The organism is Nocardioides sp. NPDC101246 (assembly GCF_044767415.1).
Classification (GTDB): Bacteria; Actinomycetota; Actinomycetes; order Propionibacteriales; family Nocardioidaceae; genus Nocardioides.
Genome location: NZ_JBIWNX010000008.1, coordinates 209,849 through 235,999, shown reverse-complemented (window position 1 = coordinate 235,999; position 26,151 = coordinate 209,849). Strand labels below are relative to the sequence as shown.

General features: G+C 69.6%; 24 protein-coding genes and 1 tRNA gene. 9 read left to right on the top strand and 16 right to left on the bottom strand.

Annotation, left to right across the window (positions count from 1 at the left end):
• Positions 1 to 259: 259 nt before the first annotated feature.
• Positions 260 to 730: an NUDIX hydrolase gene (locus tag ACIRON_RS17085; RefSeq protein ID WP_402993650.1), complete on the top strand. Its 471-nt coding sequence runs from the start codon at positions 260 to 262 to the stop codon at positions 728 to 730.
• Here the strand turns inward: ACIRON_RS17085 and ACIRON_RS17080 are convergent.
• The 4 genes from ACIRON_RS17080 to ACIRON_RS17065 all read right to left on the bottom strand — a co-directional run bounded on the left by ACIRON_RS17080 (position 717) and on the right by ACIRON_RS17065 (position 4,572).
• Positions 717 to 1,256 (bottom strand): putative immunity protein, encoded by a 540-nt coding sequence (locus ACIRON_RS17080; RefSeq protein WP_402993648.1) that lies wholly within the window; start codon positions 1,254 to 1,256, stop codon positions 717 to 719. The two genes, ACIRON_RS17085 and ACIRON_RS17080, sit on opposite strands and share 14 nt — an antisense overlap.
• A gap of 10 nt (positions 1,257 to 1,266) precedes the next feature.
• Positions 1,267 to 2,241 carry a ribose-phosphate diphosphokinase gene (locus tag ACIRON_RS17075; protein ID WP_402993646.1) on the bottom strand — a complete coding sequence of 325 codons (975 nt, stop codon included), beginning with the start codon at positions 2,239 to 2,241 and terminating at the stop codon, positions 1,267 to 1,269.
• Positions 2,242 to 2,315: 74 nt separating this feature from the next.
• Positions 2,316 to 3,770 carry a bifunctional UDP-N-acetylglucosamine diphosphorylase/glucosamine-1-phosphate N-acetyltransferase GlmU gene (gene glmU / locus ACIRON_RS17070; protein WP_402993644.1) on the bottom strand — a complete coding sequence of 485 codons (1,455 nt, stop codon included), beginning with the start codon at positions 3,768 to 3,770 and terminating at the stop codon, positions 2,316 to 2,318.
• Positions 3,771 to 3,813: 43 nt separating this feature from the next.
• Entirely contained in the window at positions 3,814 to 4,572 is a 759-nt protein-coding gene (locus ACIRON_RS17065) for an SDR family oxidoreductase (RefSeq protein WP_402993642.1), read from the bottom strand.
• 102 nt (positions 4,573 to 4,674) lie between these two features.
• Between ACIRON_RS17065 and ACIRON_RS17060 the strand changes: the two genes are divergently transcribed.
• Positions 4,675 to 5,517 (top strand): helix-turn-helix transcriptional regulator, encoded by an 843-nt coding sequence (locus ACIRON_RS17060; RefSeq protein WP_402993640.1) that lies wholly within the window; start codon positions 4,675 to 4,677, stop codon positions 5,515 to 5,517.
• Here ACIRON_RS17060 and ACIRON_RS17055 read toward each other — a convergent pair.
• Entirely contained in the window at positions 5,504 to 7,636 is a 2,133-nt protein-coding gene (locus ACIRON_RS17055; RefSeq protein ID WP_402993639.1) for a SpoIIE family protein phosphatase, read from the bottom strand. The two genes, ACIRON_RS17060 and ACIRON_RS17055, sit on opposite strands and share 14 nt — an antisense overlap.
• 236 nt (positions 7,637 to 7,872) lie before the next feature.
• Between ACIRON_RS17055 and ACIRON_RS17050 the strand changes: the two genes are divergently transcribed.
• The gene (locus tag ACIRON_RS17050) at positions 7,873 to 13,149 is read left to right on the top strand and encodes a HAMP domain-containing protein (RefSeq protein WP_402993637.1); all 5,277 of its coding nucleotides are present in this window, start codon (positions 7,873 to 7,875) and stop codon (positions 13,147 to 13,149) included.
• Positions 13,146 to 13,784: a two-component system response regulator gene (locus ACIRON_RS17045; RefSeq protein ID WP_402993635.1), complete on the top strand. Its 639-nt coding sequence runs from the start codon at positions 13,146 to 13,148 to the stop codon at positions 13,782 to 13,784. The genes ACIRON_RS17050 and ACIRON_RS17045 overlap by 4 nt, the downstream gene beginning before the upstream one ends.
• Positions 13,785 to 13,800: 16 nt before the next feature.
• On the opposite strand, the gene ACIRON_RS17040 is transcribed toward ACIRON_RS17045, so the two are convergent.
• The 4 genes from ACIRON_RS17040 to ACIRON_RS17025 form a co-directional block, all read right to left on the bottom strand.
• On the bottom strand, positions 13,801 to 14,037 hold the full coding sequence (locus ACIRON_RS17040) for a DUF6752 domain-containing protein (protein WP_091052544.1): 237 nt from the start codon (positions 14,035 to 14,037) through the stop codon (positions 13,801 to 13,803).
• Between the two features lies 1 nt (position 14,038).
• Positions 14,039 to 15,652, bottom strand: a complete 1,614-nt coding sequence (locus ACIRON_RS17035; RefSeq protein WP_402993633.1) for a class I SAM-dependent methyltransferase — start codon at positions 15,650 to 15,652, stop codon at positions 14,039 to 14,041.
• Complete coding sequence (locus tag ACIRON_RS17030) at positions 15,649 to 16,080, bottom strand: adenylyltransferase/cytidyltransferase family protein (RefSeq protein WP_091052540.1); 432 nt, start codon at positions 16,078 to 16,080, stop codon at positions 15,649 to 15,651. Before ACIRON_RS17030 ends, ACIRON_RS17035 begins: the two co-directional genes overlap by 4 nt.
• Before the next feature lie 198 nt (positions 16,081 to 16,278).
• Positions 16,279 to 16,878 (bottom strand): hypothetical protein, encoded by a 600-nt coding sequence (locus ACIRON_RS17025; RefSeq protein WP_402993631.1) that lies wholly within the window; start codon positions 16,876 to 16,878, stop codon positions 16,279 to 16,281.
• Positions 16,879 to 16,985: 107 nt separating this feature from the next.
• On the opposite strand from ACIRON_RS17025, the gene ACIRON_RS17020 reads away from it, so the two are divergent.
• Positions 16,986 to 17,768, top strand: a complete 783-nt coding sequence (locus tag ACIRON_RS17020) for an alpha/beta fold hydrolase (protein WP_402993629.1) — start codon at positions 16,986 to 16,988, stop codon at positions 17,766 to 17,768.
• 172 nt (positions 17,769 to 17,940) lie between these two features.
• Positions 17,941 to 19,365 carry a DUF1254 domain-containing protein gene (locus ACIRON_RS17015; RefSeq protein WP_402993627.1) on the top strand — a complete coding sequence of 475 codons (1,425 nt, stop codon included), beginning with the start codon at positions 17,941 to 17,943 and terminating at the stop codon, positions 19,363 to 19,365.
• 58 nt (positions 19,366 to 19,423) lie between these two features.
• On the opposite strand, the gene ACIRON_RS17010 is transcribed toward ACIRON_RS17015, so the two are convergent.
• The 4 genes from ACIRON_RS17010 to ACIRON_RS16995 all read right to left on the bottom strand — a co-directional run bounded on the left by ACIRON_RS17010 (position 19,424) and on the right by ACIRON_RS16995 (position 21,865).
• Positions 19,424 to 19,502, bottom strand: a tRNA-Gln gene (locus ACIRON_RS17010).
• Positions 19,503 to 19,570: 68 nt separating this feature from the next.
• A complete protein-coding gene (locus ACIRON_RS17005) occupies positions 19,571 to 20,254 on the bottom strand; it encodes a type 1 glutamine amidotransferase domain-containing protein (RefSeq protein WP_402993626.1) in 684 nt (227 codons plus the stop codon).
• Positions 20,251 to 21,192, bottom strand: coding sequence for an acetoacetate decarboxylase family protein (locus ACIRON_RS17000; RefSeq protein ID WP_402993624.1), 942 nt, complete (start codon positions 21,190 to 21,192; stop codon positions 20,251 to 20,253). The genes ACIRON_RS17005 and ACIRON_RS17000 overlap by 4 nt, the downstream gene beginning before the upstream one ends.
• A 94-nt stretch (positions 21,193 to 21,286) precedes the next feature.
• Entirely contained in the window at positions 21,287 to 21,865 is a 579-nt protein-coding gene (locus tag ACIRON_RS16995; protein ID WP_402993622.1) for a TetR/AcrR family transcriptional regulator, read from the bottom strand.
• A gap of 62 nt (positions 21,866 to 21,927) precedes the next feature.
• Here ACIRON_RS16995 and ACIRON_RS16990 point away from each other — a divergent pair, with 62 nt between their 5' ends.
• The 3 genes from ACIRON_RS16990 (at position 21,928) to ACIRON_RS16980 (ending at position 24,153) form a co-directional block, all read left to right on the top strand.
• Positions 21,928 to 23,163 (top strand): NADH:flavin oxidoreductase/NADH oxidase family protein, encoded by a 1,236-nt coding sequence (locus ACIRON_RS16990; RefSeq protein WP_402993620.1) that lies wholly within the window; start codon positions 21,928 to 21,930, stop codon positions 23,161 to 23,163.
• 61 nt (positions 23,164 to 23,224) lie between these two features.
• Positions 23,225 to 23,488 (top strand): GlsB/YeaQ/YmgE family stress response membrane protein, encoded by a 264-nt coding sequence (locus ACIRON_RS16985; protein WP_091052528.1) that lies wholly within the window; start codon positions 23,225 to 23,227, stop codon positions 23,486 to 23,488.
• A 104-nt stretch (positions 23,489 to 23,592) separates the two neighbouring features.
• Entirely contained in the window at positions 23,593 to 24,153 is a 561-nt protein-coding gene (locus ACIRON_RS16980) for a DUF1269 domain-containing protein (RefSeq protein ID WP_402993617.1), read from the top strand.
• Positions 24,154 to 24,167: 14 nt separating this feature from the next.
• Here ACIRON_RS16980 and ACIRON_RS16975 read toward each other — a convergent pair whose 3' ends face one another.
• The 3 genes from ACIRON_RS16975 to ACIRON_RS16965 are packed head-to-tail and all read right to left on the bottom strand — an operon-like array spanning position 24,168 to position 26,097.
• Positions 24,168 to 24,974, bottom strand: coding sequence for an ABC transporter permease (locus ACIRON_RS16975; protein WP_402993615.1), 807 nt, complete (start codon positions 24,972 to 24,974; stop codon positions 24,168 to 24,170).
• A complete protein-coding gene (locus ACIRON_RS16970; protein ID WP_402993613.1) occupies positions 24,962 to 25,735 on the bottom strand; it encodes an ABC transporter ATP-binding protein in 774 nt (257 codons plus the stop codon). Before ACIRON_RS16970 ends, ACIRON_RS16975 begins: the two co-directional genes overlap by 13 nt.
• Positions 25,732 to 26,097: a hypothetical protein gene (locus tag ACIRON_RS16965; RefSeq protein ID WP_402993611.1), complete on the bottom strand. Its 366-nt coding sequence runs from the start codon at positions 26,095 to 26,097 to the stop codon at positions 25,732 to 25,734. Before ACIRON_RS16965 ends, ACIRON_RS16970 begins: the two co-directional genes overlap by 4 nt.
• Positions 26,098 to 26,151: the final 54 nt, after the last annotated feature.

The following is a 26,151-nucleotide window of genomic DNA, read 5'->3' as shown; positions in this document are numbered from 1 at the left end:
CACAAGCCCCACTGATCCCAGCAGGATTCCGCTGCACCACACCCGGGCCGCCGCCCCGATAGCCAGCCAAATCTTTTCTCGATCTGGTCCGGAGTCCAGGACCGCCGAAGGCGGCCGGCGAAGCCGGCGGGCCGAAGGCGGCCGGCGAAGCCGGCGGGCCGCAGGCCCGTCCTTGACGCCGGCCCAGATCGAGAAGACCCTCCAAGAACGGGTCGGCGGCCCACAGCTCCACGAAGCACCCCCAGATACCGTGACCACCATGCCGACCCCAGACTTCATCCTCGACCTCCGCCGCAAGATCGGGACGGACATGCTCTGGCTCCCCGGCGTGACAGCCGTGGTGCGCAGAGACGACGAGATCCTCCTGGTGCAGCGATCCGACAACCGGATGTGGACACCGATCACGGGAATCGTCGATCCGGGCGAGCAGCCGGCGACGGCGGCGGTGCGGGAGGCGAAGGAGGAGACCGGGGTGGACATCTCGGTCGACCGGCTCGCCTCGGTGGGGGCGACGACGCCGATGGCCTACCCCAACGGCGACCAGGCCGTCTACATGGACCATACGTTCAGCTGCACGTGGGTCTCCGGTGAGGCGTACGTGGCTGATGATGAGTCCATGGACGTCGGCTGGTTCCGGGTGGAGGATCTCCCCGAGATGCACCATGAACTCAGGGCCCGGATCGACGCAGCGCTCTCGGGCGAGATCGCGGCTCGATTCACCGCCCCTTGAGCTCGCCCCGGAGGCGCGCGTCGAGCATCTTCATGAGCTCCGCGACGCGGTTCTTTCCGACCGGGGCCGACGGATAGCGCGCGAGCACCCCGATCAGCTCAGGACCAGCCCGCGCGACAGCCCGGTCCAAGGAGACCAGAGCAGCCCCAGGATCGCCGGAGGCCTCGATCTCCGCGATCCGAGCGACGTTCGCCGCCGCACGCAGGATGTGCCCGACCTGATCCGCGGAGGCGAGCGGATGAAGGTAGGCGGCGGCAGCGGCGTCGCCAGCACTTCGAGCAGCCAGGCGTACCGACTCGGACGGCGCCTCGGCCGCGGCGCGATGGGCGTCCAAGGAGGTGACGCGCTGGAGCTTCGTACGCCGGGCACCACCGACGAACTCCCAGGCCGCATCCAGCGCCAGCCTCGGTCGAGGGTCGTCGGGGCAGGCCGCCTCGAACAACGGCAGGACCTCGGCAGCGGTCTCCGCGACGTAGCGTGCGACGACCCGGAGCTCGTCGGTCGTCAGCTCGAAGTCGCCCGGCACGGGGAGTGGCTCAGGCGTGACCGTCGAACATCGAGGTCACCGAGCCGTCCTCGAAGACCTCACGGATCGCGCGAGCGAGCATCGGGGCGATGGAGAGCGTGGTGAGCTTGTCGAACTGCTTCTCCTCCGGCACCGGGAGGGTGTTGGTGATGACGACCTCGGTGGCGGTGGAGTTCTTCAGCCGGTCGACGGCGGGGTCGGAGAGGATCGCGTGGGTGGCGCAGATGATCACGCCGGCGGCACCGTCGGCCATCAGCGCGTCGGCGGCCTTCACGATCGTGCCACCGGTGTCGATCATGTCGTCGGTGAGGATGCAGATGCGGTCCTTGACCTCACCCACGACGCGGTTGGCGACGGTCTCGTTGGGCCGGTTGATGTCGCGGGTCTTGTGGATGAACGCCAGCGGCGCCCCACCGAGCCGCGCGGCCCAGCGCTCGGCGACCTTGATCCGGCCGGCGTCGGGAGAGACGACCGCGAGCGGCTGGTTGCCGTACTTGTCCTTGATGTAGTCGGTCAGCAGCGGCAGCGCCATCAGGTGGTCGACGGGACCGTCGAAGTAGCCCTGGAGCTGGTCGGCGTGGAGGTCGACGGAGATGATCCGGTCGGCACCCGCGGTCTTGAACATGTCGGCGACCAGGCGGGCCGAGATCGGCTCGCGACCGCGGTGCTTCTTGTCCTGGCGGGAGTAGCCCCAGAACGGCATCACGACCGTGATCCGCTTGGCCGAGGCGCGCTTGAGCGCGTCGACCATGATCAGGTGCTCCATGAGCCACTGGTTGATCGGCGCCGTGTGCGACTGGAGGACGAACGCGTCCGAACCGCGCACCGACTCCTCGTAGCGGACATAGGTCTCGGAGTTGGCGAAGTCGTAGGCCGAGGTCGGCGTCAGCTTCGTGCCGAGCAGGTCGGCGACCTCCTCGGCGAGGACCGGGTGAGCCCGGCCGCTGAAGAGCATCATCTGCTTCTCGGTGGTGCGCTTGGTCATGTGCTGGCTCCTACCCCCGGGGTCACTGCACTTGGATTCTCCATCAACTACGCCGCCGGGCCCAACCCCGGGGGTCACTCGCCCGTCGCCGAGGGTTCACTAAGGATCGGTACGCCCGCCTCGAGCGCTTCCTCGGCCGCGGCCGCCTGCGGCGTACCCGCCCGGCGAGCCAGCGCCCAGCCCTCGATGATCCGCTGCTGACCTGCGGAGACGGCCAGCGCACCGGGCGGAACATCGTCGCGGATCAGGGCCTCTCCACCGGTCGCCGCACCGTCTCCGACGACCACCGGGGCGACGAAGGTCACACCTGAGCCCGACTTCACGTGCCGCCCGATCCGGGTCTTGTGCTTGTTGACCCCGTCGTAGTTGGCGAAGATCGTCCCGGCCCCGATGTTGGTGCCCTCACCGATCGTCGCGTCGCCGACGTAGGACAGGTGCGGCACCTTGGCACCCGGCCCGATGGTCGAGTTCTTGACCTCGACGAAGCCGCCGATCTTGCCCTCCTCCCCGAGCACCGTGCCCGGGCGCAGGTAGGAGAACGGCCCCACGTTGGCGCCGGGTCCGACGACGGCGAGCTCTGCCTGCGTACGCACCACCCGGGCGCCGTGGCCGACCTCGGTGTCCTTCAGCGTGCAGTCGGGGCCGACCACCGCGTCCTCGTCGATCCGGGTGGCACCGATGAGCTGGGTGCCGGGCAGGATGGTGACGTCGGGCGCGAGCTCGACGTCGGCGTCGATCCAGGTCGTGGCCGGGTCCATCACGGTGACCCCGTCCTTCATCCACCGGGTCACGATCCGCTCGTTGAGGATCTTCCCGAGCGCGGCGAGCTGGGCCCGGTCGTTGGCGCCCTCGGCCTCGCTGACGTCGTCGAGGACGAACGCGTCCACCCCGAGCCCGTCGGCGACCGCCAGCGCGATCGCGTCGGTGAGGTAGAACTCCTTCTTGGCGTTGTCGTTGCCGATCCGCGGAAGCACCTCGGCCAGGAAGCCGCCGTCGAAGGCGATGATGCCCGAGTTGATCTCGGTGATCGCCCGCTCCTCGTCGGTCGCGTCCTTCTCCTCGACGATCCCGGCGACCCCGGCGTCCCCTCGCAGGATCCGGCCGTAGCCGAAGGGCTCCGGGACGATCCCACTCAGGATCGTCGCCGCCCGGCCGGCGGCCTCGTGGTCGGCCACCAGCGCGCGCAGCGACTCACCGCGCAGCAGGGGCGTGTCCCCGTACGTCACCAGCACCGTCCCGCCGGAGACCGCACCGGCCTCGACCGCCACCCGCACGGCGTGCGCCGTGCCGAGCTGCTCGGACTGGACCGCGATCACGGCCTCGGGCAGGATCTCGGCGATGTGGGGCTCGACCAGCTCACGCTGGTGTCCCACGACCGCGACGACTCGGGACGCTCCGGCCTCCGAGACCGCGGCCAGAACATGGCCCACGAGACTCCGGCCCGCGATCTGGTGGAGCATCTTGGGAGTCTTGGACTTCATCCGGGTGCCGCCGCCGGCGGCCAGCACGATCACGGTGAGCTCGCTCATGTTGGCTCAGTCTAGGCCGCCGGGCCCGGCCGCCGATCCGGGGTCAGCGGACCCGTTCCTCGGCCGCGTTGAGGACCCCGATGATCTGGTCGTAGTCGCCGCGGACCTCGGCGTAACGCAGCAGCTTGACCTGCTCGACGAGCACCTCGTGGGGTTCCGGGTCGGCTTCGAGGAGCGCCATCACCTCGTCCACGTACGCCTCGAGCGGCATGGCGTGCTCGGAGCTCTCGTGGCCCGGCATCAGGGCCGTCCGGACCGCCGGCGGGACGAGCTCGGTGACCTGGATCCCGATCGGCGCCAGCTGCATCCGGATCGACTCGGAGAGCTGGTGGATCGCCGCCTTGGTGGCGTTGTAGGTGGGCGTGAACCGCAGCGGGGTGTGGGCCAGACCCGAGGAGACGGTGAGGATCGTGGCGCCGGGACGCTCCCGCAGATGCGGCACCAGCGCGTCGATGAGCCGGATCGGACCGAGCAGGTTGGTCACCACGGTCTCCTCGGCATCGGCGAGGAAACCCGACGTGGTCCAGTCCTCGGGGCGCATGATCCCGGCCATCGCGACGAGCACGTTCAGCTCCGGGAAGCGGGTGATCACGTCGGCGGTCGCCTCGGCGATCGACGCGGCGTCGGCGGTGTCGATGCGGACGGTGCCGAAGCCGTGCGCCTGCGCCAGCTCGGAGAGCAGTGACGTGCGCCTGCCGCCGATGACGACCGTGTTGCCACGCTCCTTCAGGCGCAGGGCGAGAGCGAGACCGATCCCGGAGGTCGCTCCGGGGATGAAGATGGTGTTTCCGGTGATGTTCATGCCTCCACCCTGCGGCGGCCACGACGTCGGCGGGAGAGACCTGGTGATCGTGGGATCGGCGGTCCCTGGTTGCGTACGCTCCCACCCCGCATGATGGACGCCATGGACCGCGCCTCCCTCGCCGACTTCCTCCGACGCCGCCGTGAGGCGCTCCGCCCGCAGGATGTCGGCCTGGTGACCGGGCCGCGTCGGCGTACGCCCGGCCTGCGCCGCGAGGAGGTGGCCGCGCTGACCGGGATGTCGACCGACTACTACGTACGCCTCGAGCAGCAGCGCGGGCCGCAGCCCTCCGACCAGATGCTCTCCGCGCTCGCCCGGGCGCTACGCCTGACCATCGACGAGCGCGACCACCTCTACCGGCTGGCCGGACACAACGCCCCGCGGCGTACGTTCGAGGACGGCCATGTCGCGCCGGCGTTGCTGCGCGTGCTCGACCGGCTCGAGGACACTCCGGCGATGATCATGTCCGCGCTCGGCGAGACGCTGGTCGCCAACCGGCTCGCGACCACGATCTTCGGGGACCGGGCGGCGCTGACCGGCTGGGACCGCTGCGAGGCCTACCGCTGGTTCACCGACCCATCGACGCGCGACGTCTACCCGCCGGACTACCACGCCACGCACGGCCGTGGTCTGGTGGCGAGCCTGCGGATGGCCTACGGTGCACTCGGCGAGAACTCCCGCGCCGGCGAGCTCGTACGCCTCCTGCTCCCCAGGTCCGACGAGTTCCGCGAGCTGTGGGAGCGGCACGAGGTCACCCACCGGTTCGAGGACCACAAGACGCTGCTGCACCCGCAGGTCGGGCGCATCGACGTCGACTGCCAGGTGCTGTCCGCCCAGGACCAGGGCCAGGCCCTGCTGGTGCTGACGCCGGTGCCCGGCAGCGAGGCGGAGGAGAAGATCCGGCTGCTCGCCGTGCTCGGCCACGAGGAGTTCAGCGCGCCCTAGGCTGCGCCCTTGCCAGGTCGAGGACGAGAACTGCCATGTCGTCGGAGGCCGGCGCGGAGGAGAAGTCGGTGACCGCCCGCAGCAGCCGGTCGGCGACGACCTGCGCTCCCAGGTCGATCCCCGTGGCGAGGACGGCCTCGACCCCTGCCTCCTCGAACATCGTGTCCTCGGAACGCCGCTCGAGGACACCGTCGGTGACGACGACGAGCCGGTCGCCGCGCGCCACCGTCACCTCCTCCTCGATGTAGTCGACCGAGTCGAGCACCCCGAGGAGCGGCTGCGGCCGGCCGACCCGGCGGGCCGGGACACCGGGTTCGGTCCGGGTCACCAGGAACGGCGGCGGATGGCCGGCGCAGACGAGCCGCATCCGGAAGCGGGAGGCGGCGGTGACCTCGAGCGTGCCGCACACGAGCGTGATGAAACGGCCCCGCAGGCCCTCGTCGCTGATCGCGGCGTTGAGCCGCTCCAGGGTCGGCGCGATCGGGATGCCGGCCCGCATCAGGGCCCGCACCGTGTGGCGCGACATCCCGGCGACGGCGGCCGCCTCCGGCCCGACGCCGCACACGTCGCCCACCATGAAGCCCCAGCGCCCCGCGCCGAGCGCGAAGATGTCGTAGAAGTCCCCGCCGGCGTCGTTGAACTCCCCCGTCGGCTCGTAGCCCACCCCGATGTCGACGCCGGGGATCTCCGGCAGCACCGTCGGCAGCAGGCTGCGCTGCAGCGACTGGCCGATCTCCTGCAGCTCGGTGTGGGCGCGGGCGTTGTCGATGGCCAGGGCCGCCCGGCGGGACACCGCCTCCGCCACCATCAGCCGCTCGCGACGCAACGGCTCACCGGCCGGCCGCCCGAGTGTGAGCCAGCCGATGATCCGGTTGCGTGCCTCCAGCGGAAGGATCGCGACCTCACCCTCGACGTCGGGCGCGGCCGGAGCCTCGGGACCGTCCGGCTCGGCGTCCTCCAACGCCTCCCGCACCGCGTCGAGCTGGTGCTCGTCGGCATGCCATGCGAACTGGAGCCGCGGATGGTCACGGGAGTCGTTGAGGTAGATGCCGCACCACGTCGCCAGCCGCGGAACCACGATCTGCCCGGTCATCGCCGTCGTCGTCTCCAGGTCCAGCGACGCGGCCAGCATCACGCTGGCCTCGCTCTGGAACGCCAGCCACCCGCGCCGCTCGCTGTCCGCGGCCCGGGTCGAGGCGCGGTCGACGCTGGGCGCGGCCCAGTCCGCGACCCGCTGCAGCTGCGCGCCGTCCTCCGTGGTGAAGCTGCCCGGCTCGGCCCGGGCGACCGCCAGCGTCCCGATCACCCGGCCGTCGAAGGCCACCGGCGCGGTCACGAGCGAGCGCAGCTCGAGGCCGCGGAGCAGCTCGACCGGGGTCGCGCGCAGGTCGGCGATCGACAACGGCCGAAACGACGCCTGGCGGCTCGGCGCACCGACCTCGCCGTGGCGTACGCTCCGCCCCTTGAGCGAGTCCGCCTCACCGCTCGTGGCGACGACCACGAACCGGTCCTCCATCTCGTCCTCGAGCAGAAGGTACGCGGCATCGGCATCGAACAGGTCCCGGGTCTGCTCCACCACCAGCTCGAGCATGTCCCCGAGCGGCAGCTGGTTGAGCGTCAGCCCGGCGAGACCCAGCGGATCCTGGTCGGCGGAGACGGGCTCCCGGCGGCGTACGTCCCGGTCCTCCGGGCCGTCACCGGCGGGCGCTTCGGCGCCGAGGGTCTCCTCCACCAGCGCGAACGCGGCCCAGACCCGCTTGTGGTCCTTGCGGTACTCCACGCCCCAGGACGTGGCCAGCGCCGAGGTGATGAGCAGCCCGCGGCCGTGCTCGCCGGTGCCGGGGTGGGCGTTGGCACCGAGCGGAAGCACCCGGGTCGGGTGCTGGTCGACGACGTCGATGCGGAGCCGGTCCACCTCGAGCACGACCACGACGGTCATCGGCGTGCCGGCGTGGGTGACGGCGTTGGTGACCAGCTCGCTGGTCAGCAGGATGGCGTCGTCGACGAGGTCCTCGAGGCCCCATTCGGCCAGCACCTTGCGCGCGAAACGGCGCGCTTCTGAGACCGACGTAGGTGCCGGTTCGAAGGTGCGCGAGAGCGTCTTGACTCCGGTGCTCATGGCCACCGACGATTCTGCACCCGTTTGCCGCCGGAAACGCACTGATCAGACGAAGGAAATTCCCGCGTAGGTCAAGGAATGACCAGAATCGGTGGGGAACGATCCTTTTGTCAGCCCAGGGAGCCGATGGGTGCGACACTTCAGAAGACGCGCGACTCCGCGCGATAGGAGGCGAAATGCCGTCATCGTCGGGCACATCGGGCGATATGCCGGCCGACTCCGCACGTCCTGAACAGGTGACGGTCGATCCGATCGCGCTGCGCCAGCTCAAGGACGCGATGACCGCGATGCGCGACGGGATCTTCACCGGCAGGCTGGAGCCTGCCGACGGGCCGCTGGGTGACCTCGCCTCCGTCCACAACGAGATCGCCGAGCGGCTGAGCCACCTGACCGACGAGCTCACGCGCGTGCGTCGCGAGGCCGGCCGCGACGGCCACCACGACGAGCGGCTCCGACCGAGCATCGGCGGCGGCGCCTGGGCCGGCGCCGTCGAGGACGCCAACAACCTGGTCGCCGACCTGGCCCGCCCGACCGCCGAGGTCGCCCGGGTCGTCGCCGCGGTCTCCGCGGGTGACCTCACCCAGACGATGGCGGTACGCCACGGCAGCCGCGCCCTCAAGGGCGACCCGCTGCTGGTCGCCAAGAGCGTGAACGGCCTGGTCACCCAGCTCGCCACGATCACCGAGGAGATCGCCCGGGTCACCCGCGAGGTCGGCACCGAGGGCAAGCTCGGCGGCCGCGCCCGGGTGCGCAACGCGTCGGGCACCTGGCGCGACCTCGTCGACGCGGTCAACACGATGTCGTCGAAGCTGACCGCCCAGGTCCGTGACATCGCCGAGGTCACCACCGCGGTCGCCAACGGCGACCTGTCCCGCACGGTCACCATCGAGGTCTCCGGCGAGATGGCGCAACTCAAGGACACCGTCGACCGGATGGTCGGCCAGCTGTCCTCGTTCGCCGCCGAGGTCACCCGTGTCGCCCGCGAGGTCGGCACCGAGGGCCGCCTCGGCGGCCAGGCCGACGTACGCGGCGTCTCCGGCACCTGGCGCGACCTGACCGACTCGGTCAACACGATGGCCTCCAACCTGACCTCCCAGGTGCGCGGGATCTCCTCGGTCGCCAAGGCCGTCGCCCTCGGCGACCTGTCGCAGCAGATCACGGTCACCGCGCGCGGTGAGGTCGCCGAGCTGGCCGAGACGCTCAACTCGATGACCGCCACCCTGCAGACCTTCGCCGCCGAGGTCACCCGCGTCGCCCGCGAGGTCGGCACCGAGGGCATCCTCGGGGGTCAGGCTGAGGTTCCCGGCGTAGCGGGCACCTGGAAGGACCTCACCGACTCGGTGAACTCGATGGCCTCCAACCTGACCAACCAGGTCCGCGACATCGCCCAGGTCACCACCGCGGTGGCCGGTGGCGACCTGTCGCAGAAGATCACCGTCGACGTACGCGGCGAGCTCGCCGAGCTCAAGACCACCGTCAACACCATGGTCGACCAGCTCTCCGCCTTCGCCGACGAGGTCACCCGAGTCGCCCGCGAGGTCGGCACCGACGGCAAGCTGGGCGGCCAGGCCGAGGTGCCGGGCGTCGGCGGCCGGTGGAAGGACCTCACCGACTCCGTCAACTCCATGGCGACCAACCTGACCAACCAGGTCCGCAACATCGCCCAGGTCACCACCGCCGTCGCAGGTGGAGACCTCTCCCAGAAGATCACCGTCGACGTACGCGGCGAGCTCGCCGAGCTCAAGACCACCGTCAACACCATGGTCGACCAGCTCTCCTCCTTCGCCGACGAGGTCACCCGAGTCGCCCGCGAGGTCGGTGGCGAGGGTCAGCTCGGCGGCCAGGCGGCGGTGCCCGGCGTCTCCGGCACCTGGCGTGACCTGACCGACTCGGTGAACTTCATGGCCGGCACGCTGACCGCCCAGGTCCGCAACATCGCCCAGGTCACCACCGCGGTCGCCCGTGGCGACCTGAGCCGGCAGATCACCGTCGACGCCCGCGGCGAGATCCTCGAGCTCAAGTCGACCATCAACACCATGGTCGACCAGCTCTCCTCCTTCGCCGCCGAGGTCACACGCGTCGCCCGCGAGGTCGGCACCGAGGGCCGCCTCGGCGGCCAGGCCGACGTGCACGACGTCTCGGGCACCTGGAAGGACCTCACCGACTCGGTCAACTCGATGGCCTCCAACCTGACCTCCCAGGTCCGCAACATCGCCCAGGTCACCACCGCCGTGGCCCGCGGCGACCTGACCCAGAAGATCACCGTCGACGCCCGCGGCGAGATCCTCGAGCTCAAGTCGACCATCAACACCATGGTCGACCAGCTCGGGTCCTTCGCCGACGAGGTCACCCGCGTCGCCCGCGAGGTCGGCACCGAGGGCGCGCTCGGTGGCCAGGCGCAGGTGCCCGGCGTCGCCGGCACCTGGCGCGACCTGACCGTCTCGGTGAACTCGATGGCCTCCAACCTGACCAACCAGGTCCGCAGCATCGCCCAGGTCTCCAAGGCGGTCTCCCAGGGCGACCTGTCGCAGAAGATCTCCATCGAGGCCCGCGGCGAGGTCGCCGCCCTGGCCGGCACCCTCAACGCGATGGTCGACACGCTGCGCACCTTCGCCGACGAGGTCACGCGTGTCGCCCGCGAGGTCGGCACCGAGGGTTCGCTGGGTGGTCAGGCACACGTACGCGGCGTGGCCGGCACCTGGAAGGACCTCACCGACTCGGTCAACTCGATGGCCTCCAACCTGACCTCCCAGGTCCGCAACATCGCCCAGGTCACCACCGCCGTGGCCCGCGGCGACCTGACCCAGAAGATCACCGTCGACGCCCGCGGCGAGATCCTCGAGCTCAAGTCGACCATCAACACCATGGTCGACCAGCTCGGGTCCTTCGCCGACGAGGTCACCCGCGTCGCCCGCGAGGTCGGCACCGAGGGCAAGCTCGGCGGCCAGGCCGAGGTCGCCGACGTCTCCGGCACCTGGCGCGGGCTGACGGAGAACGTCAACCAGCTCGCCCTCACGCTGACCACGCAGCTCCGTGCGATCGCCGAGGTCTCCGCGGCGGTGACCCAGGGCGACCTGAGCCGGCAGATCACCGTCGGCGCCGCCGGCGAGGTGGCCGACCTGAAGGACAACCTCAACGAGATGATCGACTCGCTCCGCGAGACGACCAGGGCCAACGAGGACCAGGACTGGCTCAAGACCAACCTGGCCCGGTTCACCGGTCACATGCAGGGCGGGCGCGACCTGCTCGAGGTCGCCCGGCTGATCGTCTCCGAGCTCACCCCGCTGGTCGGCGCGCAGCAGGGCTCGATCTTCCTCACCGACCAGACCTCCGAGCACGGCGGCCCCAAGGTCCTGCGCCGGATCGCCTCCTACGGCTACCAGCCCAGCGCCGACGTCCCCGATGTCTTCGCCCTCGGCGAGGGTCTGGTCGGGCAGGCCGCCTACGACCGGCAGCCGATCGTCGTACGCGACGTGCCGGCCGGCTTCCTGCGGATCTCCTCCGGACACGGGTCGGCCGCCCCGACCTCGATCGTGGTGCTCCCGGTGGTCTTCGAGGAGAAGGTGATCGGCGTCGTCGAGCTCGCCTCCTTCCGCCCGTTCAGCACCGTCCACATGCAGTTCCTCGAGCAGCTAGCCGAGTCGATCGGGGTCTCGCTCAACGCGATCATGGCCAGCTCGCGCACCGAGGAGCTGCTGGTCGAGTCGCAGCGGCTCGCCGCCGAGCTGCAGGACAAGCAGGACGAGGGCGAGCGTCAGCAGGTGGAGCTGCAGCAGTCCAACGCCGCCCTCGAGGAGAAGGCGCGCCAGCTGGCCGACCAGAACCAGGCGATCGAGATCAAGAACCTCGAGATCGAGGACGCCCGGCGTGGCCTGGAGGAGCGCGCCGAGCAGCTCGCCCTCTCGTCCCGCTACAAGTCCGAGTTCCTGGCCAACATGTCGCACGAGCTGCGCACCCCGCTCAACTCGCTGCTCATCCTGGCCCGACTGCTCTCCGACAACGTCGACGGAAACCTCAACCCCCGCCAGGTCGAGTACTCCCGCACCATCCACGGCGCCGGCACCGACCTGCTCCAGCTGATCAACGACATCCTCGACCTGTCCAAGGTCGAGGCGGGGAAGATGGACGTCCACGTCACCGACGTCGCGGTGACCTCGGTGGTCGAGTACGTCGAGGCGACCTTCCGGCCGCTGACCGCCGAGAAGGACCTCGACTTCATCGTCAGCGTCGACCGCGACGTACCCCGCGTGCTCCGCTCGGACCAGCACCGTCTGCAGCAGGTGCTGCGCAACCTGCTCTCCAACGCGGTGAAGTTCACCGACGGCGGTGGTGTCCGGCTGCTGATCCGCAACGCCTCCGGCGAACGCTTCTCGACATCGCGCCTGCAGCAGGCCGACTCGGTGCTGGCGTTCTCGGTGGTCGACACAGGCATCGGCATCCCGCCGGAGAAGCTGAGGGTCATCTTCGAGGCGTTCCAGCAGGCCGACGGCACGATCAGCCGCAAGTTCGGCGGCACCGGCCTCGGCCTGTCGATCAGCCGCGAGGTCGCCCACCTGATCGGCGGCGAGATCCAGGTCAAGAGCGAGCCCGGCCACGGCAGCTCCTTCACCCTGTACGTCCCCAGGATCAGCTTCGAGTCGGTCGACGCCCAGCCCGCCACGCCCGCTGTCGACGAGCAGAGCGCGACCGACGACAGGAGGGCCGACCAGGTCCTGCTGGTCCTCAGCGGCGGCAGCGACGAGTCCGGTCCCGGCACCAGCGCCGTCGTGGAGGCCCTGTTCGGCTCGGTCGACGAGGTCGAGACGGTCTTCGGCACATCGCCCGAGGAGGCTCAGACGGTTCTGGCCGACCGCGACGTCGACTGCGTGGTCCTGGACCTTCCGCTGGCGGACGGAGGCTTCGACGTGCTCCGCTGGATGCGCACCCACAAGCGCACCAAGAACATCCCCGTCGTGCTGAGTAGGGTCGGCGAGGTGACCAAGGCCCAGCAGAGCCGTCTGGACAGGTACACCCAGGCGATGACCCTCAAGACGCCGGCAACCACCGAGGAGGCGATCGACGACGTGAGCGTGCTGCTGGGCCGGCCCGGGCCGCAGCCCCCGAGGTCGTACGTCCCCGAGCCGGCCGACCCGAACGGCCAGTTCGTGGGTCGCAGGATCCTGATCGTCGACGACGACGTACGCAACGTCTTCGCGCTCACCAGCGCGCTCGAGCAGCACGGCATCGACGTCATCTACGCGGAGTCCGGGGAGGCCGGGATCGAGGCGCTCCAGCGGGAGCCGGGTGTCGACCTCGTGCTGATGGACATCATGATGCCGGGCATGGACGGGCTGACCGCGATGCGCCTGATCCGGGACATTCCGCAGTTCAAGAGCCTGCCGATGATCGCGCTGACCGCGAAGGCGATGACCGGTGACCGCGAGGACAGCCTCGCCGCCGGTGCCTCGGAGTACATCACCAAGCCGGTCGACGTCGCCGACCTGCTCTCGCTGTTCCGGTTGTGGCTCTCATGAGTGATCGCCATCAGGATGGGACGGCGAAGATCCTGCTCGTCGACGACCGTGCGGCCAACCTGGTCGCGCTCGAGGCCATCCTCGGTTCGCTCAACCAGACCCTCGTACGCGCGGGATCCGGCGAGGACGCACTGCGCGCCCTGCTCCACGACGACTTCGCGCTGATCCTGCTCGACGCCCAGATGCCTGGGATGGACGGTTTCGAGACGGCCGCCCGGATCAAGGCGCGGGAGCGCACCAAGGACGTCCCGATCATCTTCCTGACCGCGAACGACTTCGACACCCATCTGGCCTATCGCGGCTACTCGACCGGCGCCGCCGACTTCCTCGCCAAGCCGTTCGACCCGTGGCTGCTGCGCGCGAAGGTGCAGGTCTTCGTCGACCTGTGGCACGCCAGCCGCAAGCTCAGCACCCAGGCGGACCTGCTGCGCCGGTCCCTGGACGAGCGCCGCGCGACGGTGCCCGGCCGGGTCGATGTCGACGTCGTCGCCGACCTCCGCTCCCGCCTCGCCGGTGTCGAGGAGGCGGTGGCCGACCTGGACGTCGGCGCCGACATGGGCCCCGGTGGCGATGCCCGACGTCGGCTCGGCCAGCGGATCGAAGACCTCAGGCAGGCCCTCGAAGCGCTGGGCTGAGTCAGACCAGAAGGAATCAGATCCTCGAGCGGTACTCCGCCAGGATCTTCTCCGCCTTCTCCTTGTCGGCGTCCTGCAGCGGGATGAGCAGCTCGGCGACCACGTCGGTCAGCTCGGCGACACGCCGGTTCAGCTGGCGCTGCTCCTGCACCTCGGCCTCGAGTGCCTCGATGCGGCGCACCAGCGAGGCACGCGTACGGGCCGCGTCACGGGCGCCGCGAGCGATGTTCTTGATGCCGGAATCGTCGGACATGTCAGTTTCCTTCTGCAGACTGCTGTGCCAGATTGTGGGGCGAAGGCCAGGAGGCGCGCAGCCGGGCGACCCGCGGCAGCGGGTCCTCGAACATGTCCCGGCCGTCGATGATCTCGAGGTGCTCGACCACACCGCCGGCCGCCTCGATCTCGGCCTGGACGAGCGTGGGGTCCACGCGGCGTACGAGACCTTCGGGCTTCGGCTCGGGCAGGTTCTCACCGGTCGCCGCGAACTCGAGGTAGAGCTTGCCGCCACCGGGACGCAGCGCCATCTTCGACAGGGTCCAGAGCTGGTGCCGGGCGGCCTTGTCGAGGCAGCCGACCAGGTCGCGGGCGTAGAGATGGTGGGGGTCGCGGGCCAGCCGCGCACCCAGCGTCAGCGTCGAACGGAGCTCGCCGAGGATGAGCTGGTCGGAGACCAGCGGAATCTTGTGGCGCTCGGCCCGGCGGCGTACGGCGGCCACCGCGGCCCGGGAGAAGTCCACCGAGTGCACCTGGTGGCCCTTGCGGGCGAAGAAGCGACCGTCACGCCCGATCGCTCCGGAGCCGAGGTCGACCACCTTCGCGTCCTCGGGCAGCTGCTTGAAGACCCACGTCGCGAAGTAGGACTGCTTGGTCTCCAGCTCGCTGCTGTGGGTGTTGTGGAACTCGGTCCAGAACCCCATGTCGGTGCGGAAACCGCGCAGCCAGCCGTCCAGGCGGCGTACGCCGGCGGGCGGGTCCGCGTACTTGAACGACGGGTCCGGGGTGCGCCACTTCGGGCCGTAGATGAAGGCCAGCATCTCCTCGGGCTCGGCGGGAGCCGGGAAGTCGTAGCCGTGCAGGTTGATCGTCGAGACCGGCACGATCGCCTCGCGGCGCAGCCGGCCGGAGCGGTTGCCGAGCTGGTAGAAGACCGGCTCGCCGTCCTTGTCGGGCACGTAGAACGCCACAAAGATGTCGATGTGCACCTTGCGGCCGTCCGAGACCTGGAGCAGCACCTTGATGTCGCCGCCGGACATCCGCAGGATGCTCCAGCCGCGCTCGCGCATGGTGCGCTCGATGGCGTACGACTCGGTGATGATGTCGGCGGGCACCGTGTGCTTGGAGAGGTAGCAGACGTCGGTGTCGGAGTCGTGGCCGAGCATCCGGCCCTCGCGGATCGCGCCGAGGAGCGCGCCGTAGTTGAGGTACGCCTCGACGCCGACCACGTCACGGAGGTCGGCGAGGACACGCTGGGTGCCGTCGAGGATCTCCGCGCGGATGCTCTCGTCGGTGGCCTCGAACGAGCGGGTCAGGTGACCGACCTTGTCGACGCTGAGCGGGTTGCCGCTGCCGTCGACGATCGAGATGTTGCCTTCACCGGACCCGAGAACGACCTTGTCCTCGAAGAGGACCTCGCCCTCGTAGTCGGCGATGGTGACCGTCGCGGAGCCGTCCAGGAACCGGGTGAGCACGGTCGGCCACGGCACCATGGTGCCTCCGTCGCCCCGGTGGCCGTCGCGGTCGGGAGTGAGGGACCAGACGTACTGGCCGTCGACGGAGAGGATCAGGACCGGCGTCGAGGAGTCCCGGACAAGGACCCCTTCGTCGGAGATCTCGAACTGTCCGCCAGGTGTGGGGGCACTGCCGGTCACGAGACCTGGGCATCCTCTCGCGCGATGGCCTTCCGCAGAGCGGTGCTGCTGGTCTGGAGCGTGTAGGGGAAGTAGACGACCTCGACACCGACCGACGCCATCTTCTTCTCGAGCGCGTCGCCCTTCTCGGTGCCCTTCCAGTCATCGCCCTTGAAGAGGTGGGTGAACCCGACCTCGCGCCAGGAGTCGACCTTGTCGGTGGTGCGCTCGGCGTAGACCGCGTCAACGATCCCGATCGCCTCGACGATCTCCAGCCTCTCGACGAGCGGGACGGTCGGGATGATTCCCTTGGTCGTCTCGCAGACCTCGTCGGAGACCACACCCGCGATCAACGTGTCGCAGCGCTCTCGCGCCTGGCGCAGCATGTTGAGGTGACCGATGTGGAAGAGATCGAACACGCCAGGTACGTAACCGATGATCGGCTCCATGCCCACGCTTCCTCCAAGTGTTTGTCGATTAGTTTGGGCGACTTTACACCCTGCTCCCCCACGACCTTGATACAGGCCAGTATCCATACCACCCTGCGCGTCCCCGCAATCACCAACGCGACACGCGGACGTATGCAGGAAGCCCGGCGACCTTACACGAAGATGAACGGCGCGTGGCCATCAATGACGAAGGCCGCGTCAGCCGGGCGGCATGACCCCCATGGCGACGAGAAGTCCGGGAAGGCCGAGGAACAGCAGCCCGAGGAGGATCGGGCCACCGAGCACCCCCAGGAGAATGGTGACCCTCGTGACTGCGTACCGCCGCAGGTAGGACACCGCGAGCACCCCGAATCCCGCGGCCGAGACGACCGATCCGAGGAGGTACGCCACAGAACGCGGGCCGAGGTCGGCCGGGTCGCCGCTCGCCCCCACGAGGATCGCACCGGCCTCAACCATGCTGCCGACCGCGTCGAGCGCGAGCGTCGCGAAAGCACCCCAGAGAAGCACCGACATGACCCATGGCGTCGCGAAGCGGATCGGACGAACGGCTACCGACAGCAGAGCCACCGCGGCGCCGAGCACCTTCAGACCCGTGACGGTCCAGTTCATGACCGAGAGCCCGACGGCGTACTCGGCGTAGCGGCCCTCGGCGAACCGATCGGTGACCTCGAAGGCGACGTTCGCCCCGGCGAACGCCAGACAGCCCAATGCCATCAGCACAGCGACAGCAACGACGGCAGGACTCGCGGCCCGCGCCGCGGGCGCCACCGGTCCCTTCTGGCTCGCGATCGTCGTCATGGTCCCGACGCTAGAATCTCGGCGCGCCGAGAACATCGGGGGATTCCCTACCTGAACCCGGGTCTCGGGGACGCCGACGACGTCGTCGAGCGCGCTACGGTCGATTCATGGACGTCGTCGAGATCGACGGGTTGCGCATCGCCTGCCGGCGGGCCGGAGACGGTCCCGCGGTCGTGTTCGTCCACGGCGGCGCCGAGGACAGCCGCTGCTGGACACCACAGCTCGACGCCCTCGCCGACGAGTTCACCGTCGTCGCCTGGGACGAGCCGGGCGCCGGCGGCTCCTCCGATGTGCCCGCAGGCTTCGAGCTGAGCGACTACGCGGATCATCTGGCCGGGCTGATCCGCGCCCTGGACATCTCTCCGTGCACCCTCGTCGGACTCTCCTGGGGCGTGACCGTCATCCTCGAGCTCTACCGACGCCGCCCTGAGGTGGCCCGGAGCCTGGTGCTCGCCGACGGCTACGCCGGCTGGCGCGGCTCGCTCGGCGCCGACGAGGCCGACGCCCGCCTCGCGGGCCTGCGAGACCAGCCGGAGGGCGCGTTCGACCCCACCCTGCCGGGCCTCTTCGCCGGCCCTCCCCCGGCCGACTTCGTGCCGTTGCTGGAGGCGATGTCGGCTGACGTACGCCGCCACAGCATGCTCACCGCCCTCACCGCGATGGCCCAGGCCGACCTGACCGACGTCCTCGCCACCATCCAGGTGCCCACCCAGCTCATCTGGGGCGCCCTCGACGCGCGCTCGCCCCTGTCCGTCGCCCACGAGTTCGAGCGCCGGATCCCTGGCGCCGACCTCGCCGTCATCCCCGACTGCGGCCATGTCAGCAACCTCGAGGCCCCGGAGGCGTTCAACGACATCCTTCGCTTCTTCCTCCGCCGCCATGGCGCATGAGTCGCACTCACACTCGTCCTGGACAGTCCTGGTTCGACCCACACCCCCACGCGGCCGGCGTCCCCCCGAACTGCTCCGGAATCACATGGTCCGGAACGGGTGAAGCGCATCGACTCAGGAGCCACACAGGCTTGCCCCCGGGACCAGACAGGCCGAGGTGAGGGGTGGAACAGTGGGCGACGAGAGCATGCTCGAGATGGCGCGGCGGAACATCGCGGCGCCCGACGTGGTGCCCTCACCGTTGGGCGACCTCGAGTTCTTCGACGGGGTGCCGCTTCCGGGGTCAGTCGAGACGATCTACGACCTGCTCGATCTCACCCGGGCGATCGAGGTCTACCTCAACACCATCCCGGGCGCCTCGCTCGTTGCGATGCGCAACGGGTTCCGCAGCGTCGGCCTCGACGGCAACACCATGCTCGGGTTCACCGACCCTCGCGCGAACTCGGGCTCGTTCTTCCTGACGCCGAACACCGCGACGACGTACGGCTCGATGTTCCTCGACCTCCGCGACGGCCCGCTGGTCGTCGAGAACCCACCGAACTCGCTGTGCGTGCTCGATGACTTCTGGTTCCGCTACGTCGCCGACCTCGGCATCGCCGGGCCCGACGAGGGCGCTGGCGGCAAGTACCTCTTCCTCCCTCCGGGATACGACGGCGAGGAGCCGGACGGCTACTACGTGTTCCGCACGCCGACGTACTCGAACTGGCTGGTCGTACGCGCCCTCGGCGGCGTCCCCGACATCAAGAAGGTTCGGGTCTATCCGCTCGCGCAGGCCGATGATCCGCCGGCGATGACCTACCTGAACATGGCCGATCTGACCCAGAACACCATCCACGCGAACGACTTCTCGTTCTTCGAGGAGATCGACACGCTCGTGCAGGAGGAGCCGGCCGACGCGCTTGATCCGGAGCGCGCGGGTCAGTGCGCCTCGATCGGGATCGTGCACGGCCAACCGTTCGAGCCCGACGAGCGGATGCGCGGGATTCTCACCCAGGCCGCGCCGCTCGCGGCCGCGATCGCCCGGGCGCTGGTCTACAAGCCACGCGACCCCGACGCGTACTACTACCCCGGCAGCAACTGGCTGGCCGCGTTCATCGGCGGCAGCTACGAGTTCGAGCGCAACCACGCCCGACTGCTGGACGCCCGCGCCCAGTTCCACTACTTCGCGACCGTGATCACGCCGGCGATGGCGCACGCCCAGGTGGGAGCGGGATCGGCGTACGCCTACACCGCGATGGACTCGACAGGCGCCTGGCTCGACGGCGGCCGGACCTACCGGCTCACCCTGCCCGCGGGCATCCCGGCGAAGAACTTCTGGTCCGTCGACCTCTACGACACCCAGACCCGCTCGCTGCTGGAGACCGACAACCCGTACCCGGCCCTGATGAGCCTGTCGAACACCGTCGCGACGAACGACGACGGCAGCGTCGATCTGTGGTTCGGCCCGACTGCACCTGACGGCCGCGAGGCGAACTGGATCCAGACCATGCCGGGCAAGTCGTGGTTCGCCATGCTGCGGCTCTATGGACCTCTGGAGGCGTGGTTCGACAAGACCTGGCGCCCCGGCGAGATCGAGCCTGCGGACGAAGTCAGCTGACGCGCTCGGACACCAGTCGGACGAGCGGCGTCAACGTGCAGGTCACAGTGACTTCCTGCTCCCCGGGTAGGAGTCGAACCTACGTCGCTAGTCCTGATTCAAAGTCAGGCGGGCCCTGCCGGCAGACCAACCGGGGAACGTACGCCGAAACGCACGGGACAACTGTAGACGGCAGGGCGCGTGCGCCGCGCACTGACGCTGCGAGTCAGAGGAGCGAAGCGACCTTCTTGGCGGTCTCCTTGGCCGACCCCGGGTTCTGGCCGGTGACGAGGTTGCCGTCGACGACGGCGTACGAGACGAACGGGAGCTTGGCCTTCTCGTAGAGAGCGCCACGCTTCCTGGCCTCCTCCTCGGCGTTGTAAGGCACGAGCTCGGAGACCCGGGCGAGGACCTCCTCCTGCCAGGCGAAGCCGGTCATCTTGCGGCCGGCGATGAGGTACGTGCCGTCGGAGAGGCGGGTGTTGAGGAGGCCGCAGTAGCCGTGGCAGACGGAGGAGACGATGCCGCCGCGTTCGAAGATCTCGCGGGTGATGCGCTGGAGACCCTCGCTGTCGGGGAAGTCGTACATGACCGCGTGGCCGCCGGTGAAGTAGATGGCGTCGTAGTCGGCGGAGTCGACCTGGTCGGGGCTGAGGGTGTTCTCCAGCAGCGCCATCCGGTCCGGGGAGGCGCGCCAGGCCTTGGCGGACTTGTCGTAGCTGGGGAACTTCAAGGCCCGCGGCTCGAGTGGCACCGCTCCCCCGGCCGGGCTGACGAGGGTCTGCTGGAAGCCGTGCTCCTCGAAGACCTCCCAGGCGTGGGTGAGCTCGGAGAGCCACAGGCCGGTCGGGTGGGACGGGTCGTCGTAGTGGGCGACGTTGGTGACGACGTTCAGGATGCGCTTGGTCATGCCCTGATCTCCCTCGACGGTTGGACTGATGTCGGCACGGGCATGTGGAGGGCGGCCTGGGCCTCGGTGGCGACGTCGAGGCGAAGCGTACGAATCGTCTTCAGCGACCTGATGTCGTCCGACATCCGGCCCTCGCCGAGCTCCAGCTCGACCCCGCGCGGCAGGCTGGCGCTGCCCGCGGCCAGCACGTTGGTCTGGTTGAGCGTGGACTGCCACCCCTCGCCGACCTTGGTGTAGGAGGTCAGCGAGGAGACCCGCTCGCCCGAGCGGAACGTGGTCTGCGCCGGAGTCGGTGCGGAGAAGGCGACGTCGACCCCGCCGGCGTCGTTGGCGACGCGCGCGGCGCTGGTCGAGGCGTCGATGTCCACGTCGAGCTCGGTCACCCATTTCGGGAAGCCGTAGCCGTCATGGCCACGGGCCTGCGCAATCTCGGTGTTGACCGGCAGCGAGAAGACGTACGAGTGCAGGTGGTCGTTCTTGAGGTCGGCGACGAGGTCGACCAGACCGAGCCGGCCGTGCCGCGCCGGGCGGACCGCGACGCCGACCGCGGCCTCGGTGTAGAAGTCGATGTCGCACACGTCGTAGCGGAAGAAGATGACCGAGGCGAGCCCGATCCCCGGGGCGAGCTCCAGCGGCTCGAGCTCCTCGGGCAGACGCTCCCGGATCGCCGAGGAGCGAGCGAGCATCGTCAGTCGCGCCGAGGACATCCGGTAGTAGAAGTTGGGCGTGTATGTCGGGCCGATCGGTGAGTCGATTCGAGTCTTCGCGAGCGAGCGGAAGAAGTCGACCCCGCTCACCCGCGGGTCACGAGCGATCTCGTCGAGGTCGGGGTTCATCCGGAAGCGGTCGTAGAACCCGCCCTGCGGGACCTGGACCGTACGCTCGCCCAGCTCGGCGCTGACCATCTGCTGTCGGGGCTGTTGCTCGGTGGCAGCCATCGAGACTCCTCCATGTTAACGATGCTTACATGGAGAGCCTACGAGGCAATGTAAGCAGCGTCAACACTGAGATGCGTGGCGAGCGCCACGCCGGCTACCCGGCGCGCACGGCGAGGATCGCGGCGAACGCGGTCCGTACGCGGTCGGCGACCTCATCGACCGACTCCGCCTGGAGCTTGCCGTCCATGTGGAGGTACGCCATCCCGTGCGCGAACGCCCACCCGGCCGAGGCGAGGGCATCCGCGTCGGCGTCCGGAAAGACTCTCGTCATCGCGAGCGCGAGCAGCTCATGGATCTCCGCGGCGGCCTCGACCCGCTCCTCGCTGCCGGTGTCGCAGGCGTTGCCGAACATCACCCGGAACAGCGCCGGACGGCGCAGCGCGAACTCGACGTACGCGACGGCGAACTCACCCAGATCGACAGCGGAGTCCGGGAGCTCTCGACCCTCGGTCAGGTCGGCCTTCAGGTCACGCAGCCCCTGGGCGGCCAGCGCGGACTCCAAGGCATCACGGTCCTTGAAGTGGCGATAGGGGGCCGTCGGCGAGACGCCCGCCTCGCGCGCGAGCGCGCGCAGCGAGAACGGCTCACCGTCCTCGAGCATGCGCATCGCCGCCGTCAGGAGCGAGGCCCTGAGGTCGCCGTGGTGATAGCCGCTCTTCTCGGAAGTTGACACTGCTTACATCCCTTTCTACGCTCATGTGAGCACCGTAAACATACCGCATCCAGGAGCAGTCCATGTCATCCGTCTTCGAGCAGTTCACCCTCCCCAACGGCTCCGTGCTCCCGAACCGGCTCGCCAAGGCCGCCATGGAGGAGAACATGGCCGCGGCCGGCCAGCTCCCCGACGCCTCCCTCGCCCGGCTCTACCGCCGCTGGAGCCAGGGTGGGGTCGGTCTCATCATCACCGGCAACGTCATGGTCCACGCGGAGGCGCTCACCGGACCCGGTGGTGTCGTCCTCGACGCGGAGGCGCCGCTCGCGCCCTTCCGCGAGTGGGCGACCGCCGCGAAGAGCGGTGGCGCGCAGGTGTGGATGCAGATCAACCACCCCGGCCGCCAGGTGCGCGCGGACATGCCCGGCATCGCCTGGGGCCCGTCGGCCGTACGTGTCGACCTCGGCAAGAACACCAAGCGGTTCGCCCAGCCCGTCGAGATGACCACGACGCAGATCGAGGAGACGGTCGCACGGTTCGCCGAGACCGCCCGCCGCGCCGAGGAGGCCGGGTTCGACGGCGTCGAGGTCCACGCCGCCCACGGCTACCTGCTCTCCCAGTTCCTCTCGCCGCTGGCCAACCAGCGCACCGACCGGTGGGGCGGCGACCTGGTCAACCGCGCCCGCCTGCTCCTCGACATCGTCCGCGCCGTCCGTGCCGTGGTCTCCCCCGGGTTCGCCGTCGCCGTCAAGCTCAACTCCGCCGACTTCCAGCGCGGCGGCTTCGACGCCGAGGACGCCCAGGCGGTCATCGAGATGCTGGCCCCGCTGGGCGTCGACGTCGTGGAGCTCTCCGGCGGCAGCTACGAGGCCCCGGCGATGACCGGACAGGCCGCGGACGAGCGGACCCAGGCCCGGGAGGCGTACTTCCTGACCCTCGCCGAGGACCTGGCCCGAACCAGCCCGCTGCCCCTGATGCTCACCGGCGGCATCGTCCGGCGCCCCGTCGCCGAGGAGGTCCTGGCCGGCGGCGTCGATCTGGTCGGCATGGGCAGCGCCCTCGCGGTCGACCCCGACCTGCCGAACACCTGGCGCCACGACGCCGAGGCCCGCGTCGACCTGGCGCCGGTCCGGATAGAGGACAAGGCCGTCGCCTCGGCCGCGAGCATGGCCCGCGTACGCCAGCAGCTGCGCCGCCTCGGTGCCGGCCGCCGCACCCGCCCCGGGATGGACCCCAAGCTCGCCCTGGCCAAGGAGACCCTCCTCCAGCGCCGCGCCCTGCGCCGCTACCGCACGTGGCTCCAGACGCGCGTTGCCTGACCCGTCGAGCAGTGTCGTTCAACGCCGGATAGAGAGCGTTTGGATGCGGTAGGTTGCCAATATGCTCATCATCGCGATCATCCTGTTCGGCATCGTGGCAGGCGGCGTGGCACAACTCGTTCTCGGTCGATCGATGAAGGAGATCGATTGGACCACCGCGGCGGTGACGGGCCTGCTGGGCTCCTTCGTCGGCGGCCTGGGGCTCAGCCTCGCGACCGGCAACGGCCTCGACCTCCACCCGACCGGGTTGATCGGGTCGATCCTGGGAGCCCTGCTCCTCACCTGGGCGTGGGGGTTCTGGCGCCGGTCGCGTCAGGGCCAGTGATCATCGGATCCTCCGGGCGGCACGCCCACCCCACCCGCTACGGGTGATGCCGCCGAGCCATGACCGTTCGAGAGTGGAACCTCAACCACCAAGGAGCGGATGTCATGGCAGACGAGACCAACCCCGACGTCGAGGTGAGCGCGGCCTCCGTGTCCGACGGCGCCTACACCCTCATCATCGCGGACTTCAGCGACACGGACATGGCGTTGGAGGCGTACGAGGCCCTCAAGTCGGCCGAGGACGGCCGCACCGTCGAGATCGAGGGCGTCATCGTGGTCAGGCGCTCGGCCGAGGGCAAGCTGGAGATCCAGAAGGCAACCGACCACAGCACGAAGTCAGGACTCAAGTGGGGCGTCGTCGGCGGCGTCGCGCTCGGCGTGATCTTCCCGCCGTCGATCCTCGGCAGCGCGGCAGTGGCCGGCGGGGCCGGAGCCCTCGTCGGAAAGCTGCGGCAGCGCCACCACAACCGCGAGATCGAGCAGAAGCTCGAGAATGCGATCACACCAGGACACTCCGGCCTGCTCGCCCTGGTCTCTGACCCCGGCGAGGTCAAGATCCGCAAGGCCCTCGAGCGTGCGGAGACCATCGTCGAGTCCACCGTCGCGAAGGTCGAGGCAGACGACATCAAGGCAGCAGCCAAGGAAGTCCAGGGCGGCCACGCCTGAGCGCCGGGCGTCGCTCAGGCGACGTCGCGGCGCAGCGACACGGCGGCAGCCAGGGCCGAGGAGGCCAGGGCGTAGCCGAGGAGCACGAGCGCACCCACCAACGGCGCTTGTACGACAGGGCCGTTCACGCCGGTCTCGGCCGCGATCATCTCCACCAGCGCGGTCGACCCGGTGAGCGCGGACGTGGCTCCACCCGGAAGGAACGGATAGACGATGTTGACTCCCGGGAGAATCATCATCAGGTTGTCCACGAAGTAGAAGTACCCCAAGGTGATCCCGATCGCGAGCAGCTGGTGCCGCGCGACAGCCCCGATGCCGACACCGAGCAGCATGTAGATGGCTGCGGCGGCGCCGTACCTCGCTGTGGTGCCGAGAATGGCACCGAGCCCGAGCCCGGGCTCGATCCCATGCGCGAAGGTCCCCGCATAGATCCCGGCGACCGCGGAGAGCGCCATGACCAGCCCGTACGCCAGGCCGAGACCCCCGTAGGCGATCAGCTTGGCCACCAGTACCCGGCCGCGATTCGGGACCGCGAGGAAGGTGGTGGCTACCGTGCGATGCCGGTATTCGCCGGTGATCGCCACGGTGCCGATCAGCGCAGGTACGAAGAGGGCTACGCCGAGAAGGCCCAAGACGCCGGAGACGCCCGCGGCCGTGTCCAACCCGGGCATCGGCGGGGTGGCGTTCTCCGGCCCGGTCAGGGCGACGAGACCGGTGAGCAGGCCCCCACACGCCGCCGCGGCCGCCAGCGTCCACAGGGGCAGTCGGGTCCTGGTCAGCCGGACCACCTCACCTCGGATCGCGTCCTTCAGCTGTCGCATGCCATCTCCTCCTCGATCATGCTCAGGTAGGCCTCCTCGAGCGAGGCGTGTTCACCGGTGAAGTCGCTCAGCGAGCCGGACCAGCGCGTACGGCCGCCCTCGACGAGCACCAGATCGTCGATGACCTGTTGCAGCTCGGTGAGCACATGACTGGACACCAGCACGGTCCCGCCGGCATCGGCGAAGGCTCGCAGCAGACGGCGCAGCCACACGATGCCCGAGGGGTCCAGGCCGTTGGTCGGCTCATCGAGGATCAGTCCGGACGGTCGGCCCAACAGAGCTGTCGCCAATGCCAGCCGCTGGCGCATCCCGGTCGAGAAGCCGCGGACTCGTCGGCGCGACACCGAGCTCAGGCCGGTCTCCTCGAGCACATGCTCGACCCGAGCGCCGGGTACACCGATCAGGGCGGCCTGAGTCTGCAGGTGCCCGCGCGCGGTCATCCCCGGATGGGCGCCGGCCAGGTCGCCGACGACACCCAGAACCCGGGACGGAGAGCTCAACGCACCGTAGGGCACCCCATCGATCGTCGCGGTGCCCTGATCCGCCCGGGCGAGTCCAGTGAGGATGCGCAAGGTCGTGCTCTTGCCCGCGCCGTTCGGCCCGATGAAGCCGGTCACCCGCCCCGGCCGGGCGACCAGATCGACCCCGGTCAGCGCCGACACCGATCCGAAGGACTTGGCCAGACCTTCAGCCCGCAGCGTGGGGCCGGACAGCACCTCACTCCCCTGCACCGCGACACCAGGGGCCGCAGCGGCACTCAAGACCGAGCCAGGGTGTCGAGCTTCGAGGCCAGCCCGACGGCCTCCGGATGGCTGACCAGCAGCTCGTCGAAGCCGGCACCGACCTCCCTGTCGCGCATCCGGATCCGCAGCAGGGGCAGCCCACGCGTCATCGAGACCAGCCTGCGGGTGCCATCGGGATGCCGGAAGGTGCCCAGCTTGCGAAGACCGGAGATCACCATGCCAGAACGCCAGCCCAAGATCTCAGAGCTCCAGCCCGGCAGCACCTCCACCGAGTCGACGGCACTGACCGCGACGGAGTAGCCCGCGCGGCCGACCATCAACCGCTCCCAGCCCGGAAAGGCCAGCATCAGCACGCCGTCCTGGACATTGAGGATGGTCATCTCATCTCCTAGAATATACTCAGATCAGGAACATTCTAAGAATGAGAATAATGG